The following is a 19544-nucleotide window of genomic DNA, read 5'->3' on the forward strand; positions in this document are numbered from 1 at the left end:
GTCACGCCGACGACGATGCACGGCGAAGCGATGAGGTGGGGGTACCTCCCGCTTGCGGGGGAGAGCGGCGCATATGAGTCACGTCCACGTCGTTGCGACGGTCGCCGGCACGCCGATTGCCGTCGAGGAGGTCGACGCGGCCGAAGCGCGGTTGCGCAGCGGTCGGGGAGCGGCCGCCCTGCCGGCAAGCGACACCAGTGCGGGCCGGCAACTGCGACGCTGGCTCACGCAACTGATCGTGACCGAGCGGGTGGTCGTCGCCGAGGCGGCCGCGCGCGGCCTCAACGTCGCGGACGCCCCGACCGAGGCCGAGCTGTTGCCCGACGTGACGGCCCGGTTGGAGATCGGCAGCATCGCGGCGGCGGCGCTGGCCAATCCGTGCGCGCGGGCGCTGTTCGCCGACGTCACGGCCGCGGTTCAGGTCTCCGATGACGAGGTGACCGAGTACCACGCCCGCAACCCGCTGCGATTCGCCGCGCCGCGCCCCGGCGGCCACGGCTGGCGGGCACCCGCCGACGCCGGGCCGTCACTGGACCAGGTGCGGTTCGCGATCATCGAGCATCTGCGCGGCGCCGCGTGCCGGCGTACGTTTCGGACGTGGCTGGATGCGCGGCGGGCCGAGCTGGTGCAACTGGCTCCCGGCTACGAGCACCCCGGCGACCCGCGGCAACCCGACAACACCCACCGGCACTGATGCTGACCCTCGGCATCGACATCGGCGGGACCAAGATCGCCGCCGGACTGATCGATCGCGACGGTGCGCTGGTCTACACCGCCACCCATCCCACCCCGACAAACAGCGGAGCCGAACAGGTCTGGGCTGCCGTCGCCGCAACGATTGCCGACGCGTTGCGGGCGGCAGGCGGCGTGGTGCGTGCGGTGGGTATCGCATCGGCCGGGCCCGTCGATGTGGATAGCGGCACCGTCAGCCCGATCAACATCGGATGCTGGCGCGGTTTTCCGCTGCGTGACAGGATCGCTGCCGCGGTGCCCGGTGTGCCGGTGCGCCTGGGCGGTGACGGCGTGTGCATGGCGCTCGGCGAGCATTGGACTGGGGCCGGCCGGGGTGAGCGTTTCCTGCTGGGCATGGTGGTGTCTACGGGCGTGGGCGGCGGACTGGTGCTCGACGGTAGCCCATATGACGGCCGAACCGGCAACGCTGGCCATGTAGGTCACGTGGTCGTAGACGCCGATGGTGCCCGCTGCTCGTGCGGTGGCCGCGGCTGCGTCGAGACCGTCGCGGCCGGCCCGTCGATGGTGCGTTGGGCGCGGGCCAACGGTTGGGCCGCGCCGCCGGGTGCGGGTGCCAAAGAGTTGGCCGCTGCGGCGGCGCGCGGGGATGCGTTGGCGCTGGCCGCGTTTCGCCGCGGCGCCACCGCGCTGGCGGCGATGATCGCATCGGTGGCCGCGGTATGCGACTTCGACCTGGTCGTCATCGGTGGGGGAGTGGCTAAGTCCGGCCCCCTGCTCTTCGATCCGCTGCGTGCCGCGCTGGCCGACTACGCCCGGCTGGACTTCCTGGCCGGCCTGCGCGTGGTGCCGGCCCAGCTGGGCGGCGATGCGGGTATGGTCGGCGCCGCCAAGCTCGTGGGCTAAGTCGAACCGTTTTGGCTGTTCGAAGCGCCCACGCTATTGTGGTTGCCGATCCACCGAAGACCGTCGGTCACCGAGCAATCGGTTGAAGGTCCGGGAGCATCCCGGCGGCCCACGCAGGAGGACGAGGCGTTACCTGTCGACGCGCGCGTCGGCCCATGTATTACGCCCCGGCCGCTTCCTGTGCCGGGGCGTTCGTCGTTTCTAGGTGGTTCACAGACGACACGTCGGACTTGCACCGAGGAGGCACGCATGGCCAGGGCTGACAAGGCCACCGCCGTCGCAGACATCGCAGAGCACTTCAAGGCTTCCACCGCGACCGTCATCACCGAATACCGTGGTCTGACGGTCGCCAACATGGCGGAGTTGCGGCGCTCGCTGGGAGCGTCGGCCACCTACGCCGTGGCCAAGAACACGCTGATCAAGAGGGCGGCGTTGGAAGCCGGCATCGAGGGGCTCGACGAACTGTTCGCTGGCCCCACGGCGATCGCGTTCGTCACCGGCGAACCGGTCGACGCGGCCAAGGCCCTCAAGACCTTCGCCAAGGAGCACAAGGCGCTGGTCATCAAGGGCGGCTACATGGACGGCCATCCGCTGACCGTCGCCGAGGTCGAGCGCATTGCCGACCTGGAGTCCCGCGAGGTGTTGCTGGCCAAGCTGGCTGGCGCGATGAAGGGCAACCTCGCCAAGGCGGCCGGGCTGTTCAGTGCGCCGGCGTCGCAGATGGCCCGGCTGGCTGCCGCGCTGCAGGAAAAGAAAGCCTCCGAATAACAACAGCACCCGAGAAACCTCAATAACCCCAGAAACCGAGGAAGGACCCACACCATGCCAAAGCTCTCAACCGACGAGCTGCTTGACGCGTTCAAGGAAATGACCCTCTTGGAGCTCTCCGACTTCGTCAAGAAGTTCGAGGAGACCTTCGAGGTCACCGCGGCCGCTCCGGTCGCTGTCGCCGCCGCAGGAGCCGCGCCTGCCGGCGCTGCCGCCGAGGCCGCCGAGGAGCAGTCCGAGTTCGACGTGATCCTCGAGGCCGCCGGCGACAAGAAGATCGGTGTCATCAAGGTTGTCCGCGAGATCGTCTCCGGCCTGGGCCTCAAGGAGGCCAAGGACCTGGTCGACGGCGCTCCGAAGCCGTTGCTGGAGAAGGTCGCCAAGGAAGCGGCCGACGAGGCCAAGGCCAAGCTCGAGGCCGCCGGCGCCACCGTCACCGTCAAGTAACTCCGCCGAGCAGACGCAAAAGCCCCCTTTTCATCAACGTCTTGGGGGCTTTTGTGTCTGCTCGGCCGGCAGCGACCGTCGCGACTGTTCCACCTGTTCGGGTGAATCTCCCAGGGCGACAAGCAAATTCGTTGTCATCGAGGCGAGCACCGGTTCGATGGCCGCGCCCTGGTCGCCGTAGTAACCGGCCAGCTCCAGCATCACGAAGCCGTGGATCGACGACCAGAACTGCGCGGCTGTGGCGACTACTACTTGGTCGGATGCATTGTCGGAGCCCGCGGCCGCCAACCGACCGGCCAGCATGCACCGGTGTACGCCCCGCACCACGTGCGCAAAACTGGGGTGCTGCTCCTCGATCTCGGCGAACGTCAACGTCAAAACGTTGTGCGCTGGGGCGTTGATGCCGTGCGCGCTGGTGCTTCCGAACATCAGCCGGTACATGTGTGGCCGCTCGATGGCAAACCGCCGGTAGGCGGTGCCGATGGCCAACAAGTCGGCGACCGGGTCGGCGGTTTGCGGAACGGTGAGCGCCACGTCGAATTGACGTAACCCCTCATTGGCGACCTCGGCGATGAGTTCCCGCATGCCTCCGAAATGCGTATAGACCGCCATCGTCGAGGTGCCCGCGGCGCGGGCCACTTTGCGGGTTTGCAGCGAGTCGGGCCCGTGGGCGCCCAATAGGCCCACGGCGGCATGGAGCATCTCCTCACGAACACTGCGAACACCGCTTTGCGGCTGGGAAGTCATCCTTGCCATCGTCTCATCGGGGGCGTAGCGTGCCAATAACAGCGTAATAACAATGTTATAGGAGCTCGGCCGTGACAGCCATGCGAACCGCCAAACAGCAGAACCCGTACCTCGACGGCTTTCTGGCGCCGGTGGCCGTCGAAGTAACCGCAACCGACCTAACGGTCACCGGGCGCATCCCGGACCACCTTGATGGACGTTATCTGCGCAACGGCCCCAACCCGGCCGCGGAGGTCGACCCCGCCATCTACCACTGGTTCAGTGGCGACGGGATGGTTCACGGGGTCGCGCTGCGCGGTGGGCAGGCTCGCTGGTACCGCAACCGCTGGGTGCGCAGCCGGCCGGTATGCGCCGCTCTCGGCGAGCGGGCACCCAGCCGTCTGGACCCACGGGCGGGCCTGCTTTTTCTCGGCGCCAACACCAATGTGCTTACCCACGCCGGACGGACCCTGGCTCTCGTCGAGGGCGGCGTCGCCAACTACGAGCTCACCGAGGAACTCGACACCATGGGGACGTGCGACTTCGACGGGACCCTGGCCGGGGGTTATACGGCCCATCCGCACCGGGACCCGCGGACCGGCGAATTGCACGCCGTTTCCTATTCATTCGCCCGCGGGCGCACCGTGCAGTATTCGGTAATCGACACTCAGGGACACGCCCGTCGCACCGTTGACATCGAGGTGTCCGGGTCGCCGGCGATGCACGACTTTTCGCTGACCGACAAATACGTGGTGATCTACGACTTGCCGGTGACGTTCGACCCGGTGCAGGTGCTGCCGGTGAAGATGCCGCGCTGGCTGGGATTGCCGGCGCGGCTGGTAATGCAGTCGCTGATCGGACGGGTCAGAGTGCCGAGCCCGATCGCGGCGATGGTCAACCGCAACCCGAAGCCATCTGACCGCCTGCCGTACGCCTGGAACCCCAACTATCCGGCGCGAATCGGCGTCATGCCCCGTGAGGGCACCAATCGGGACATTCGCTGGTTCGATATCGAACCCTGCTACGTCTACCACCCGCTCAACGCGTATTCGCAGACGCGCAGTGACTCTGGGGCCGAGGTGTTGGTGCTCGACGTGGTGCGTTACTCGCGGATGTTCGACCGCGACCGGCGCGGGCCCGGCGACACTCGGCCGTCGCTGGACCGCTGGACCGTCAACCTGGACACCGGTGCCGTCACCACCGAATGCCACGACGATCGGTCACAGGAGTTCCCGCGGATCAACGAGACCCTGTTGGGCGGCGAACACCGCTACGGCTACACGCTGGGTCTCGAAGGCGGCTTCCTCTCCGGCGGGGCGTCGCCGATGTCGACGTCGCTGTACAAGCACGACTATGCGACCGGATCCAGCGAAGTCGCCCCGCTCGATCCCGACCTTCTACTCGGCGAGATGTGCTTCGTGCCGAACCCCGAAAGCAGAGCCGAAGACGACGGAATCCTCATGGGCTACGGCTATCACCGCGGCCGCGACGAAGGCCAACTGTTGCTATTGGATGCCCAGACCCTAGAGTCGATAGCGACCGTCCACCTGCCGCAACGGGTACCGATGGGCTTCCACGGAAACTGGGCGCCGACTGCGTAACCTCCGCTAACGACCCCCGACCAGGATCGTTATCGGTGCAACCTGATGTCGCACCCTAACCGTGCGCTACAGTGACTCAAGCCACAAAAAAGGGGCGGGTGGCGTATACGCGCGTTGACGGAAGGATTTCCCATGGGCGTAAGCATCGAGGTCAATGGACTCACGAAGTCCTTCGGATCCTCGAGGATCTGGGAAGACGTCACGCTAGAAATTCCCGCCGGGGAGGTCAGCGTGTTGCTGGGGCCGTCTGGTACCGGCAAATCGGTCTTCTTGAAATCACTCATCGGTCTGCTGCGGCCGGAACGCGGCTCGATCATCATCGATGGCACCGACATCATCGAATGCTCGGCCAAGGAGCTCTACGAGATCCGCACCTTGTTCGGCGTGCTGTTCCAGGATGGCGCGCTGTTCGGTTCGATGAATCTTTACGACAACACCGCATTCCCGCTGCGTGAGCACACCAAGAAAAAGGAAAGCGAAATCCGTGACATCGTCATGGAGAAGCTGCAGATGGTCGGCCTCGGTGGGGACGAGAAGAAGTTCCCTGGCGAGATCTCCGGCGGTATGCGCAAGCGAGCCGGCCTGGCTCGTGCCCTGGTTCTCGACCCGCAGATCATTCTCTGCGACGAGCCCGACTCGGGTCTGGACCCGGTTCGTACCGCCTATCTGAGCCAGCTGATCATGGACATCAACGCCCAGATCGATGCGACCATCCTGATCGTGACGCACAACATCAACATCGCCCGCACGGTGCCGGACAACATGGGCATGTTGTTCCGCAAGCATCTGGTGATGTTCGGGCCGCGCGAAGTCTTGCTGACCAGTGACGAGCCGGTGGTGCGGCAGTTCCTCAACGGCCGCCGCATCGGGCCGATCGGCATGTCAGAGGAGAAGGACGAGGCCACCATGGCCGAAGAGCAGGCCCTGCTCGATGCCGGTCACCACGCCGGTGGTGTCGAGGAGATCGAGGGCGTGCCGCCGCAGATCACTGCCACGCCGGGTATGCCGGAGCGCAAGGCGGTCGCGCGCCGTCAGGCCCGGGTGCGTGCGATGTTGCACACATTGCCCAAGAATGCCCAGGCCGCCATCCTCGATGACCTCGAGGGCACGCATAAGTACCACGTCCACGAGTTATAGAAGAACGTGCGGTGAGCGCAGAATTTCGGCATAACTCGGCGTAACTCGCCGCCCGCCCTCTTGACGGCGAGGCCTAAACGGGTCAATCTGTTGGACAGCATGTATCAGACCTGTTCGGGGAGAGTCGAGATCGCCAGCCAGCGCCGATATTCCCGTGGGTAGGTATTTGAGGAATGCGCGCGTCTGCGCTATTGTTGGACGTTGCGCTGGCTACTTCCTGCCCACCTCACCCGCCACTTGACACTGTGGTCTTAGCCTGAGCCGTTTCCGTGGCTCAGCTAAGCAGTTGCGTGCGTGAGATCCGGACAGATTGTTCGCCGGCCGAACCGACACAACTATCTGCGGCGAACAGGCCCGGTGGGCACTGGCCTTTAGGGCTCTCGTTAGTCGCACGAGGTGCTGGAAGGACGCATCTTGGCTGATTTCCGCCAGAGCAAGACAGACGCCAGTCCCCATCAGGGTCACCCGAGTTCTTCAAACAACTCCGTACCGGGAGCCCCCAACCGAGTTTCCTTCGCCAAGCTCCGCGAACCGCTCGAGGTTCCGGGGCTGCTCGACGTGCAGACCGATTCGTTCGAGTGGCTGATCGGTTCGCAAGGCTGGCGCGACTCCGCCACCGCGCGCGGGGACGTCAAGCCGGTCGGCGGCCTCGAAGAGGTGCTCTACGAGCTGTCGCCGATCGAGGACTTCTCTGGGTCGATGTCACTGTCGTTCTCCGACCCCCGTTTTGACGAGGTCAAGGCGCCGGTCGACGAATGCAAAGACAAGGACATGACGTACGCGGCGCCGCTGTTCGTCACGGCCGAGTTCATCAACAACAACACCGGCGAGATCAAGAGCCAGACGGTGTTCATGGGCGACTTCCCGATGATGACCGAGAAGGGCACCTTCATCATCAACGGGACCGAGCGCGTGGTCGTCAGCCAGCTGGTGCGCTCGCCCGGCGTGTACTTCGACGAGACCATCGACAAGTCCACCGAGAAGACGCTGCACAGCGTCAAGGTGATCCCCAGCCGCGGCGCCTGGCTGGAGTTCGATGTCGATAAGCGCGACACCGTCGGCGTGCGCATCGACCGCAAGCGCCGCCAGCCGGTCACGGTGCTGCTCAAGGCGCTGGGCTGGACCAGCGAGCAGATCCACGAGCGGTTCGGGTTCTCCGAGATCATGATGTCGACGCTGGAGAAGGACAACACCGCCGGCACCGACGAGGCGCTGCTGGACATCTACCGCAAGCTGCGTCCGGGCGAGCCGCCCACCAAGGAGTCCGCGCAGACCCTGCTGGAGAACCTGTTCTTCAAGGAGAAGCGCTACGACTTGGCCCGCGTCGGTCGTTACAAGGTCAACAAGAAGCTCGGACTGCATGCCGGCGAGCCGATCACGAGCTCGACGCTGACCGAAGAGGACGTCGTCGCCACGATCGAGTACCTGGTCCGGCTGCACGAGGGCCAGACCACGATGACTGTCCCCGGCGGCGTCGAGGTGCCGGTGGAAACGGACGACATCGACCACTTCGGCAACCGCCGGCTGCGCACCGTCGGTGAGCTGATCCAGAACCAGATCCGGGTCGGCATGTCGCGTATGGAGCGCGTTGTCCGGGAGCGGATGACCACACAGGACGTCGAGGCCATCACGCCGCAGACGCTGATCAACATCCGGCCGGTGGTGGCCGCGATCAAGGAGTTCTTCGGCACCAGCCAGCTGTCGCAGTTCATGGACCAGAACAACCCGTTGTCGGGTCTGACCCACAAGCGCCGCCTCTCTGCGCTGGGGCCGGGGGGTCTGTCGCGGGAGCGCGCCGGCCTGGAGGTCCGCGACGTGCACCCCTCGCACTACGGCCGGATGTGCCCGATCGAGACTCCGGAGGGTCCGAACATCGGCCTGATCGGCTCGTTGTCGGTGTACGCGCGGGTAAACCCGTTCGGGTTCATCGAGACGCCGTATCGGAAGGTTGTGGACGGGGTCGTCTCTGACGAGATCGAATACCTGACCGCCGACGAGGAGGACCGTCACGTTGTGGCGCAGGCCAACTCGCCGATCGCCGAAGACGGCCGGTTCCTCGAGCCGCGGGTCCTGGTCCGCCGCAAGGCGGGCGAGGTCGAGTACGTTCCCTCCTCCGAGGTGGACTACATGGACGTCTCGCCGCGCCAGATGGTGTCGGTTGCGACCGCGATGATTCCGTTCCTCGAGCACGACGACGCCAACCGCGCCCTGATGGGTGCCAACATGCAGCGCCAGGCGGTCCCGCTGGTGCGCAGCGAGGCACCGCTGGTGGGCACCGGCATGGAGTTGCGCGCGGCGATCGACGCCGGCGATGTCGTCGTCGCCGAGGAGGCTGGCGTCATCGAGGAGGTGTCGGCCGACTACATCACCGTGATGCACGACACCGGAACTCGGCGGACCTACCGGATGCGCAAGTTCGCCCGCTCTAACCACGGCACCTGCGCCAACCAGTCGCCGATCGTGGATGCCGGCGACCGGGTGGAGGCCGGCCAGGTGATCGCCGACGGTCCGTGCACCGACAACGGTGAGATGGCGCTGGGCAAGAACCTGCTGGTCGCGATCATGCCGTGGGAAGGCCACAACTACGAGGACGCGATCATCCTGTCCAATCGCCTCGTCGAAGAGGACGTGCTCACCTCGATCCACATCGAGGAGCACGAGATCGACGCTCGCGACACCAAGCTGGGCGCCGAGGAGATCACCCGGGACATCCCGAACGTCTCCGACGAGGTGCTGGCCGACCTCGACGAGCGCGGCATCGTGCGCATCGGTGCCGAGGTTCGCGACGGCGACATCCTGGTCGGCAAGGTCACCCCGAAGGGTGAGACCGAGCTGACCCCGGAGGAGCGCTTGCTGCGGGCGATTTTCGGCGAGAAGGCCCGCGAGGTCCGTGACACCTCGCTGAAGGTGCCGCACGGTGAGTCCGGCAAGGTGATCGGCATTCGGGTGTTCTCCCGCGAGGACGACGACGAACTGCCCGCCGGCGTCAACGAGCTGGTCCGGGTCTACGTGGCCCAGAAGCGCAAGATCTCCGACGGTGACAAGCTCGCGGGCCGGCACGGCAACAAGGGCGTCATCGGCAAGATCCTGCCGGTCGAGGACATGCCGTTCCTGCCGGACGGCACCCCGGTGGACATCATCCTGAACACCCACGGGGTGCCGCGACGGATGAACATCGGCCAGATCCTGGAAACTCACCTTGGTTGGGTGGCCAAGTCCGGGTGGAAAGTCGATACCGGCAACGGGGTTCCGGACTGGGCGGCCAGGCTGCCCGACGACCTGCTGCACGCGGAGCCGAACGCCATCGTGTCGACACCGGTGTTCGACGGTGCGCAGGAGGCCGAGCTCCAGGGGCTGCTATCGGCCACGCTGCCCAACCGCGACGGCGAAGTGCTGGTGGACGGCGACGGCAAGGCGGTGCTGCTCGACGGGCGCAGCGGCGAGCCGTTCCCGTATCCGGTGACGGTTGGCTACATGTACATCATGAAGCTGCACCACCTGGTGGACGACAAGATCCACGCCCGCTCGACTGGCCCGTACTCGATGATCACCCAGCAGCCGTTGGGCGGTAAGGCGCAGTTCGGTGGCCAGCGGTTCGGCGAGATGGAGTGCTGGGCCATGCAGGCCTACGGCGCCGCCTACACGCTGCAGGAGCTCTTGACCATCAAGTCCGACGACACCGTCGGGCGCGTGAAGGTCTACGAGGCGATCGTCAAGGGCGAGAACATCCCGGAGCCGGGAATTCCCGAGTCGTTCAAGGTTCTGCTCAAGGAGTTGCAGTCGCTGTGCCTCAACGTCGAAGTGCTGTCGAGTGACGGCGCGGCGATTGAGCTGCGTGAAGGCGAGGACGAAGACCTCGAGCGGGCCGCGGCCAACCTGGGAATCAATTTGTCGCGCAACGAATCTGCATCAGTCGAAGATCTCGCGTGACCTTTTTCGATTAGTTACTAAACCCGTTAGGGGAAAGGGAGTTACGTGCTAGACGTCAACTTCTTCGATGAACTCCGCATTGGTCTGGCGACCGCGGAGGACATCCGGCAGTGGTCCTACGGCGAGGTCAAGAAGCCGGAGACGATCAACTACCGCACGTTGAAGCCGGAGAAGGACGGCCTGTTCTGCGAGAAGATCTTCGGACCGACTCGCGACTGGGAATGCTACTGCGGCAAGTACAAGCGGGTGCGCTTCAAGGGCATCATCTGTGAGCGCTGCGGCGTCGAGGTGACCCGTGCCAAGGTGCGTCGTGAGCGGATGGGCCACATCGAGCTGGCCGCGCCGGTCACGCACATCTGGTACTTCAAAGGCGTGCCCTCGCGCCTGGGGTACCTGCTGGACCTGGCGCCCAAGGACCTGGAGAAAATCATCTACTTCGCCGCGTATGTGATCACCGCGGTCGACGAGGAGATGCGTCACAACGAGCTGTCGACACTCGAGGCCGAAATGGCGGTGGAGCGCAAGGGTGTTGAGGATCAGCGCGACGCCGACCTGGAGGCTCGTGCGCAGAAGTTGGAGGCCGACCTGGCCGAGCTGGAGGCCGAGGGCGCCAAAGCGGACGCCAAGCGGAAGGTTCGCGACGGCGGCGAGCGCGAGATGCGCCAGATCCGCGACCGCGCGCAGCGCGAGCTGGACCGGCTGGAGGACATCTGGAACACCTTCACCAAGCTGGCTCCCAAGCAGCTGATCGTCGACGAGAACCTCTACCGCGAGCTCGTCGACCGCTACGGTGAGTACTTCACCGGCGCTATGGGCGCGGAGTCGATCCAGAAGCTGATCGAGAACTTCGACATCGACGCCGAGGCTGAGTCGCTGCGCGACGTCATCCGGAATGGCAAGGGGCAGAAGAAACTTCGCGCTTTGAAGCGGCTCAAGGTGGTCGCGGCGTTCCAGCAGTCCGGCAACTCCCCGATGGGCATGGTGCTCGACGCGGTGCCGGTCATCCCGCCGGAGCTGCGTCCGATGGTGCAGCTCGATGGTGGCAGGTTCGCCACTTCCGATCTGAATGACCTGTATCGCCGCGTGATCAACCGCAATAACCGACTCAAGAGGCTGATTGACCTCGGCGCGCCGGAGATCATCGTCAACAACGAGAAGCGGATGTTGCAGGAGTCCGTGGACGCGCTGTTCGACAATGGCCGCCGCGGCCGGCCCGTCACCGGGCCCGGCAACCGTCCGCTGAAATCGCTTTCCGATCTGCTCAAGGGCAAGCAGGGCCGGTTCCGGCAGAACCTGCTCGGCAAGCGTGTCGACTACTCGGGCCGCAGCGTCATCGTGGTCGGCCCGCAGCTCAAGCTGCACCAGTGCGGTTTGCCCAAGCTGATGGCGCTGGAGCTGTTCAAGCCGTTCGTGATGAAGCGGCTGGTCGACCTCAACCACGCGCAAAACATCAAGAGCGCCAAGCGAATGGTGGAGCGGCAGCGTCCGCAGGTGTGGGACGTGCTCGAAGAGGTAATCGCCGAGCACCCGGTGCTGCTGAACCGTGCGCCTACCCTGCACCGCCTGGGTATTCAAGCCTTCGAGCCAATGCTGGTGGAAGGCAAGGCAATTCAGCTGCACCCGCTGGTGTGTGAGGCGTTCAACGCCGACTTCGATGGCGATCAGATGGCCGTGCACCTGCCGCTGAGCGCCGAAGCGCAGGCCGAGGCACGCATTCTGATGCTGTCGTCGAACAACATCCTGTCGCCCGCATCCGGCCGTCCGCTGGCCATGCCGCGACTGGACATGGTGACCGGGCTGTACTACCTGACCACCGAGGTCGAGGGCGACACCGGCGAATACGTGCCAGCCGCCAAGGACAGCCCGGAGACGGGCGTGTACTCCTCGCCGGCCGAGGCGATCATGGCCGCCGACCGCGGTGTGCTGTCGGTGCGCGCCAAGATCAAGGTGCGGCTGACTCAGCTGCGTCCGCCCGCCGAGCTCGAGACCGAGTTGTTCGGCCATAACGGCTGGCAGCCGGGCGATCCATGGATGGCCGAGACCACCTTGGGTCGGGTGATGTTCAACGAGCTACTGCCGCTTGGGTATCCGTTCGTGAACAAGCAGATGCACAAGAAGGTGCAGGCTTCGATCATCAACGACCTCGCCGAGCGCTACCCAATGATCGTGGTCGCGCAGACCGTCGACAAGCTCAAGGACGCCGGTTTCTACTGGGCGACCCGAAGCGGCGTCACGGTCTCGATGGCCGACGTGTTGGTTCCGCCGCGCAAGAAGGAGATCCTCGACCACTACGAGGAGCGCGCCGACAAGGTCGAAAAGCAGTTCCAGCGTGGCGCTTTGAACCACGACGAGCGCAACGAGGCACTGGTGGAGATCTGGAAGGAAGCCACCGACGAGGTCGGTCAGGCGCTGCGGGAGCACTACCCCAGTGACAACCCGATCATCACCATCGTCGACTCCGGTGCCACGGGTAACTTCACCCAGACCCGGACACTGGCCGGCATGAAGGGTCTGGTGACCAACCCCAAGGGTGAGTTCATCCCGCGCCCCGTCAAGTCGTCGTTCCGTGAGGGCCTGACCGTGCTGGAGTACTTCATCAACACCCACGGCGCTCGAAAGGGATTGGCGGACACGGCCTTACGTACCGCCGACTCGGGCTATCTGACCCGTCGTCTGGTGGACGTCTCGCAGGACGTCATCGTCCGCGAGCATGATTGCCAGACCGAGCGCGGCATCGTCGTGGAGCTGGCCGAGCGCCAACCCGACGGTACGCTGATCCGCGACCCGTACATCGAAACGTCGGCGTACGCGCGGACTTTGGGCACCGACGCGGTCGACGAGGCCGGCAACGTCATCGTCGCGCGTGGCGAGGATCTGGGCGACCCGGAGATCGACGCCTTGCTGGCCGCGGGCATCACGTCTGTGAAGGTGCGTTCGGTGCTGACCTGCACCACCGGCACGGGCGTGTGTGCGACCTGCTACGGGCGGTCCATGGCCACCGGCAAGCTGGTCGACATCGGCGAGGCCGTGGGTATCGTTGCGGCGCAATCGATTGGTGAGCCCGGCACGCAGCTGACCATGCGTACCTTCCACCAGGGTGGTGTGGGTGAGGACATCACCGGCGGTCTGCCGCGTGTCCAGGAGCTGTTCGAGGCCCGGGTGCCGCGTGGCAAGGCGCCGATCGCCGACGTCACCGGTCGGGTTCGGCTCGAGGACGGCGAGCGCTTCTACAAGATCACCATCGTTCCCGACGACGGCGGCGAGGAAGTCGTCTACGACAAGCTCTCCAAGCGGCAGCGGCTGCGGGTGTTCAAGCACGAGGACGGTTCCGAGCGGGTGCTGTCCGACGGCGACCACGTCGAGGTCGGGCAGCAGCTGATGGAGGGCTCGGCCGACCCGCACGAGGTACTGCGTGTGCAGGGCCCGCGCGAGGTGCAGATCCACCTGGTCCGTGAGGTTCAGGAGGTCTACCGAGCGCAGGGTGTGTCGATCCACGACAAGCACATCGAGGTGATCGTGCGCCAGATGCTGCGCCGGGTCACCATCATCGACTCGGGCTCGACGGAGTTCCTGCCCGGTTCGTTGATCGACCGTGCGGAGTTCGAGGCGGAGAACCGCCGGGTGGTGGCCGAGGGCGGCGAGCCCGCCGCCGGTCGTCCGGTGCTGATGGGTATCACCAAGGCGTCGCTGGCCACCGACTCGTGGCTTTCCGCGGCGTCGTTCCAGGAGACCACGCGGGTGCTGACCGATGCGGCGATCAACTGCCGCAGCGACAAGCTCAACGGTCTGAAGGAGAACGTGATCATCGGCAAGCTGATCCCGGCCGGTACCGGCATCAACCGCTACCGCAACATCCAGGTCCAGCCCACCGAGGAGGCCCGCGCCGCGGCGTACACGATCCCGTCGTACGAGGATCAGTACTACAGCCCGGACTTCGGTCAGGCCACGGGTGCCGCCGTTCCGCTGGACGACTACGGCTACAGCGACTATCGCTAGTTTCTCTGGCGAGCAGACGCAAAGGCCCCCGAAAACCATGGTTTTCGGGGGCCTTTGCGTCTGCTGGGCGGGCTATCCACAACGCTGACTTTCGGTTCGCGCCGGCCCGCGACAGCATCGGCGGATGCTCGTCGATGAAGTCATCGCGGCCAACGGTGGCTTGGCGACCACGCAACAGCTGCTCGGGGTCACCAGCCGCAAGCGCTTGGCCGGACTTGTCAAGGCGGGCAGGCTCATTCGCGTGTGCCACGGCGTCTACGCGTTGAGCCAGCCGGATGTGTTCAGCAAACTGGGTGCGCTGGATCTGTTGGCCGGGCAACCGATCGTGGCCTGCATGGGTACGGCCGCGGCCTTGTACGGCTTCGATATCGAAAACACGTCGCGGGTGCACATTCTTGATCCAGGCGTGCGGATGCGGCCCGCCACAGGCCTCATGGTGCATCAGCGAATTGGCGCGCCGCTGCGGCGGGTAGAGGGTCGGCTCGTGACGGCTCCGGCATGGACGGCGATCGAGGTGGCGCGGAGCGTACGGCGGCCACGCGCCTTGGCGACGCTCGATGCTGCGCTGCATGTTGGTGCGTGTACGAGGGGGGAACTGGAAGCAGTGATCCGCGAGCATAAGGGCCGCCGCGGCATCGTCATGGTCCGCGAGTTGATCGGTTATGCCGACGGTCGTGCCGAATCGCCGATGGAGAGCGAGGCGCGGCTGGTGTTCATCGACCACCGGTTACCCATGCCGGAGTTGCAGTACGACATCGTGGACGCCTACGGCAAACTCTGGCGCGTCGACTTCGCATGGCCGGACGCGATGATCGTCGCCGAGTACGACAGCGTCGAATGGCATGTGGGCCGGAATGCCCTACTCCATGATCGGCTGAAAACCGCCCGCCTACAGGAATGCGGCTGGACGAGCATTCCCATGACCGTCGAGGACATCCGAGGCGATCCCGTCGGACTGGTAGACCGTATCAACAGCCTGCTGAGCCCGCCGAGCAGACGCAAAAGCCCCCAAATCGGGCCAGAATTGGGGGCTTTTGCGTCTGCTCGGCACAACTAGGTGACCCACTAAACTGGCTGGCGTGCTCATTGGTTCGCACGTCCACAACGACGATCCCCTGGCCGCCGCCCAAGCCGACGGCGCCGACGTGGTGCAATTCTTCCTCGGCAATCCGCAGAGTTGGAAGAAGCCCAAGCCGCGCCACGACGCCGAGATGCTGAAGGCGTCGCCCATACCGCTGTACGTGCACGCGCCGTACCTCATCAACGTGGCATCGGCCAACAACCGCATCCGCATCCCGTCGCGCAAGATCCTGCAGGACACCTGCGACGCGGCGTCGGAAATTGACGCGACGGCGGTGATCGTGCATGGTGGCCACGCCGACGACAACGACATGGAGGCCGGCTTCGAGCGGTGGGTCAAGGCGCTCAAGTACCTGGAAACCGACGTGCAGCTCTACCTCGAGAACACCGCGGGCGGGGATCACGCAATGGCCCGCTACTTCGACACCATAGGTAGGCTCTGGGACCACATCGGCGACAGCGGCATAGGCTTCTGCCTGGATACCTGCCACGCGTGGGCAGCCGGGGAGCACCTGATCGACGCCGTCGACCGCATCAAGGCCTTGACTGGCCGCATTGACCTAGTGCACTGCAACGACTCGAGGGACGCGGCGGGCTCCGGTGCCGACCGGCACGCCAACTTCGGCACCGGTCAAATCGACCCTGAGTTGCTCGCTGCCGTCGTCAACGCCGCCGACGCGCCGGTGATCTGTGAAACCGCCGACGAGGGGCGCAAGGATGACATTGCGTTTCTACGGGAGAGAACCGGCGGCTGACTTCACGGCTCGCGGCGCCTACGGTTAACCTATGGTTCATCGAGGTGCTGCGCTGCTAGGCGTTGTGCTCGTCCTCGCGGGATGTGCGCACCGGGTAGGAACGCCGCCGTTGGGCTTCGGTGAGGGCACTAGCTCCCACATCATCAATGTCGGCGGAGTCGACCGCACCTACCGGCTCTACAAGCCCGCGGGATTACCTGCGGCGGCCCCATTGGTCGTCATGTTGCACGGCGGATTCGGCAGTGCCAAGCAGGCCGAAAGGTCTTACGACTGGGACGAATTGGCCGATTCCGAGAAGTTCGTCGTCGCCTATCCGGACGGCCTCAGCAGGGCGTGGAACGCCAATGGTGGGGGCTGCTGCGGACGGTCCGCGCGGCAAGGCGTCGACGATGTCGCGTTCATCAGCGCGGCCGTCGCTGACATTGCCAGTAACGTCCGGATAGACCCCGCCAGGGTCTACGCCACTGGCATGAGCAACGGCGCCATCATGTCCTACACGCTGGCGTGCAACACGCAAATTTTCGCCGCGATCGGCCCCGTTTCGGGGACGCAACTGGACCCCTGCCGGTCCCCGCATCCAACGTCGGTGATGCACATTCATGGCACCGGCGATCCGCTGGTCCGCTACTACGGCGGGCCCGGTGCCGGCATCGCCCGCATCGACGGTCCACCGGTAGAGCAGCTGAATGCGTTCTGGCGCAATGTCGACCAGTGCGGCGCCCCGACCGCAACGACCCGCGGCCAGGTCACGACTTCGACCGCCGGATGCGCGCACAACCGCAGCGTTGTGCTGGTCACCGTGGATGAAGGCGGCCATGAGTGGCCCTCAGTGGCTACCGAGACGCTGTGGGCGTTCTTCGCCGCCCACCCCCGCTAGCATTACAACTCTTGTGCGGCTGTCGTAAAAATGTAACATTGTTGCCATGCCAGACACTCATGTCGTGACCAACCAGGTACCGCCCCTGGAGAACTACAACCCGGCGTCATTCCCCGTGCTCACCGAGGCCCTGATTCGCGAGGGCGGGCAGTGGGGGCTGGAAGAGGTAAACGAGGTTGGGGTGTTGTCCGGGTCCATCGAAGGCATCCGCTGGGGTGAACTCGCGGACCGCAACAGGCCGATCCTGCACACGCATAACCGATACGGACACCGTGTCGACGAGGTGGAATACGACCCGGCGTACCACGAGCTGATGCGGGCGGCGATCGCGCACGGCCTGCACGCCGCGCCGTGGGCCGATGACCGGCCAGGTAGCCATGTGGTGCGGGCCGCGAAGATGTCGGCGTGGAACTGCGAGCCGGGCCACGTGTGCCCGATCTCGATGACGTACGCCGTGGTCCCCGCGCTGCGTTACAACCCCGAGCTTGCGGCCGTCTATGAGCCGCGGCTGACCAGTCGTGAGTACGACCCAGAGCTGAGGCTGGCGACGACGAAAGCCGGCATCACCGCGGGCATGTCGATGACCGAGAAGCAGGGTGGCTCCGACGTGCGCGCCGGCACCACCGCGGCGACCCCCAACGCGGACGGCACCTACAGCCTGACCGGCCACAAGTGGTTCACCTCGGCACCGATGTGCGACATCTTCCTGGTGCTTGCGCAGGCCCCAAATGGGCTGTCTTGCTTCATGTTGCCGCGAATCCTTCCCGACGGCACCCGCAACCGGATGTTCTTGCAGCGGCTCAAAGACAAGCTCGGCAACCACGCCAACGCCTCCAGCGAGGTCGAATATGACAGTGCCACAGCGTGGTTGGTCGGTGAGGAAGGGCGTGGCGTCCCGACCATCATCGAGATGGTCAACCTCACGCGGCTGGATTGCACCCTGGGCAGTGCGACCAGCATGCGCACCGGTTTGACACGGGCCATCCACCACGCCCAGCACCGAAAGGCGTTTGGTTCCTACCTGATTGACCAGCCGCTGATGCGCAATGTGCTGGCCGATTTGGCGGTGGAAGCCGAGGCCGCCACGATCGTGGCCATGCGGATGGCCGGCGCAACCGATAAGGCGGTGCGGGGCGACAAGACCGAGGCGCTTTTGCGCCGCATCGGCTTGGCGGCCAGCAAGTACTGGGTGTGCAAGCGTTCCACCCCGCACGCCGCCGAAGCGCTGGAATGCCTCGGCGGCAACGGCTATGTCGAAGACTCCGGCATGCCGCGGCTGTACCGCGAGGCGCCGCTGATGGGCATCTGGGAGGGCTCGGGCAATGTCAGCGCGCTGGACACGCTGCGTGCCATGGCAACTCGACCCGAGTGCGTCGAGGTGTTGTTCCAAGAACTGGCCGACAGCGCCGGCCAGGATGCTCGCCTGGGTGACCACGTGCAGCGGCTGCGGCAGCAACTGACTGACCTGGACACCATCCAGTACCGCGCCCGCAAGGTCGCCGAGGACATCTGCCTGGCGCTGCAGGGGTCACTGCTGGTGCGTCACGGGCATCCCGCCGTCGCCGAGGCGTTTTTGGCCACCCGGCTCGGCGGCCACTGGGGCGGAGCGTTCGGCACCTTGCCCACCGGGCTGGATCTCGCGCCGATCCTCGAGCGTGCTCTAGTAAAGGGATGACGCAACGGCGGTACCCATGACACACGCCATCCGGCAGGTTGACTTCGACAACCTGAAAACGATGACCTACGAGGTCACCGACCGCATCGCCCGGATCACCTTCAATCGACCGGAAAAAGGTAACGCGATCGTCGCAGACACTCCGCTTGAGCTCTCGGCATTAGTGGAACGTGCCGACATGGACCCCAACGTGCACGTCATTCTCGTGTCCGGGCGCGGTGAAGGTTTCTGCGCCGGCTTCGACTTGTCCGCTTACGCCGACGGCACCGGCTCGGCGGGCGGCGATGCTGGATATGGCGGCACGGTGCTGGACGGCAAGACCCAGGCCGTCAACCACTTGCCGAATCAGCCGTGGGACCCGATGATCGACTACCAGATGATGAGCCGCTTCGTGCGCGGCTTCTCCAGTCTGATGCACGCCGACAAGCCGACGGTGGTCAAGATCCACGGTTACTGCGTGGCCGGAGGCACCGACATCGCACTACACGCCGACCAGGTGATCGCCGCCGCCGACGCCAAAATCGGCTACCCGCCGACGCGCGTGTGGGGCGTCCCGGCCGCCGGCCTGTGGGCGCACCGGCTCGGCGATCAGCGCGCCAAAAGACTGTTGTTCACCGGCGATTGCATCACCGGAGCACAAGCCGCCGAATGGGGCCTGGCGGTGGAGGCGCCGGATCCCAACGACCTCGACGAGCGCACCGAACGCCTAGTCCAAAGGATCGCCGCGCTACCGGTCAACCAGCTGATCATGATCAAGCTCGCGCTCAATTCCGCTTTGCTGCAACAGGGTGTCGCCACCAGCCGGATGATCAGCACGGTGTTCGACGGTGTCGCCCGGCACACTCCCGAGGGGCACGCATTCGTCGCCGACGCGGTGGCGCATGGCTTCCGGGATGCGGTCAAGCACCGCGATGAGCCGTTCGGCGACTACGGGCGTCAGGCTTCCCAGGTATAAC

At 65.4% G+C, this 19544-nt stretch carries 14 protein-coding genes; 13 read left to right on the plus strand and 1 reads right to left on the minus strand.

Going from position 1 to position 19544, the window contains the following annotated elements; all coding sequences use genetic code 11:
- The first annotated feature begins 73 nt into the window (after nt 1-73).
- The 4 genes from AADZ78_RS04705 to rplL all read left to right on the plus strand — a co-directional run bounded on the left by AADZ78_RS04705 (nt 74) and on the right by rplL (nt 2811).
- Nucleotides 74-694 carry a DUF7158 domain-containing protein gene (locus AADZ78_RS04705; RefSeq protein ID WP_085249152.1) on the plus strand — a complete coding sequence of 207 codons (621 nt, stop codon included), beginning with the start codon at nt 74-76 and terminating at the stop codon, nt 692-694.
- Nucleotides 694-1596: an ROK family protein gene (locus tag AADZ78_RS04710; RefSeq protein ID WP_085249151.1), complete on the plus strand. Its 903-nt coding sequence runs from the start codon at nt 694-696 to the stop codon at nt 1594-1596. Before AADZ78_RS04705 ends, AADZ78_RS04710 begins: the two co-directional genes overlap by 1 nt.
- 249 nt (nt 1597-1845) lie before the next feature.
- On the plus strand, nt 1846-2364 hold the full coding sequence (gene rplJ / locus AADZ78_RS04715; RefSeq protein WP_085249150.1) for a 50S ribosomal protein L10: 519 nt from the start codon (nt 1846-1848) through the stop codon (nt 2362-2364).
- A 54-nt stretch (nt 2365-2418) separates the two neighbouring features.
- On the plus strand, nt 2419-2811 hold the full coding sequence (gene rplL, locus AADZ78_RS04720; RefSeq protein WP_085249149.1) for a 50S ribosomal protein L7/L12: 393 nt from the start codon (nt 2419-2421) through the stop codon (nt 2809-2811).
- Nucleotides 2812-2844: 33 nt separating this feature from the next.
- Here the strand turns inward: rplL and AADZ78_RS04725 are convergent, their stop codons facing one another.
- Nucleotides 2845-3558 (minus strand): TetR/AcrR family transcriptional regulator, encoded by a 714-nt coding sequence (locus AADZ78_RS04725; protein WP_204081321.1) that lies wholly within the window; start codon nt 3556-3558, stop codon nt 2845-2847.
- A gap of 80 nt (nt 3559-3638) precedes the next feature.
- Between AADZ78_RS04725 and AADZ78_RS04730 the strand changes: the two genes are divergently transcribed.
- From AADZ78_RS04730 to AADZ78_RS04770, 9 genes are all read left to right on the plus strand, one after another.
- Nucleotides 3639-5138 (plus strand): carotenoid oxygenase family protein, encoded by a 1500-nt coding sequence (locus AADZ78_RS04730; protein ID WP_276063191.1) that lies wholly within the window; start codon nt 3639-3641, stop codon nt 5136-5138.
- A gap of 132 nt (nt 5139-5270) precedes the next feature.
- A complete protein-coding gene (locus AADZ78_RS04735) occupies nt 5271-6275 on the plus strand; it encodes an ABC transporter ATP-binding protein (RefSeq protein WP_085249146.1) in 1005 nt (334 codons plus the stop codon).
- A 414-nt stretch (nt 6276-6689) separates the two neighbouring features.
- Nucleotides 6690-10205 carry a DNA-directed RNA polymerase subunit beta gene (locus AADZ78_RS04740; protein WP_139828527.1) on the plus strand — a complete coding sequence of 1172 codons (3516 nt, stop codon included), beginning with the start codon at nt 6690-6692 and terminating at the stop codon, nt 10203-10205.
- A gap of 45 nt (nt 10206-10250) precedes the next feature.
- A complete protein-coding gene (locus AADZ78_RS04745; protein WP_085249144.1) occupies nt 10251-14201 on the plus strand; it encodes a DNA-directed RNA polymerase subunit beta' in 3951 nt (1316 codons plus the stop codon).
- A 124-nt stretch (nt 14202-14325) separates the two neighbouring features.
- Nucleotides 14326-15258, plus strand: a complete 933-nt coding sequence (locus AADZ78_RS04750; protein WP_085249143.1) for a type IV toxin-antitoxin system AbiEi family antitoxin domain-containing protein — start codon at nt 14326-14328, stop codon at nt 15256-15258.
- 22 nt (nt 15259-15280) lie between these two features.
- Complete coding sequence (locus AADZ78_RS04755; RefSeq protein ID WP_085249142.1) at nt 15281-16036, plus strand: deoxyribonuclease IV; 756 nt, start codon at nt 15281-15283, stop codon at nt 16034-16036.
- A gap of 31 nt (nt 16037-16067) precedes the next feature.
- Nucleotides 16068-16913, plus strand: a complete 846-nt coding sequence (locus tag AADZ78_RS04760; protein ID WP_085249141.1) for an alpha/beta hydrolase family esterase — start codon at nt 16068-16070, stop codon at nt 16911-16913.
- A gap of 46 nt (nt 16914-16959) precedes the next feature.
- A complete protein-coding gene (locus AADZ78_RS04765) occupies nt 16960-18588 on the plus strand; it encodes an acyl-CoA dehydrogenase family protein (RefSeq protein WP_085249140.1) in 1629 nt (542 codons plus the stop codon).
- Between the two features lie 16 nt (nt 18589-18604).
- The gene (locus tag AADZ78_RS04770; protein ID WP_085249139.1) at nt 18605-19543 is read left to right on the plus strand and encodes a crotonase/enoyl-CoA hydratase family protein; all 939 of its coding nucleotides are present in this window, start codon (nt 18605-18607) and stop codon (nt 19541-19543) included.
- Nucleotide 19544: the final 1 nt, after the last annotated feature.

The sequence above is a fragment of the Mycobacterium riyadhense genome (genome assembly GCF_963853645.1).
In the GTDB taxonomy this organism is placed as follows: Bacteria; Actinomycetota; Actinomycetes; order Mycobacteriales; family Mycobacteriaceae; genus Mycobacterium; species Mycobacterium riyadhense.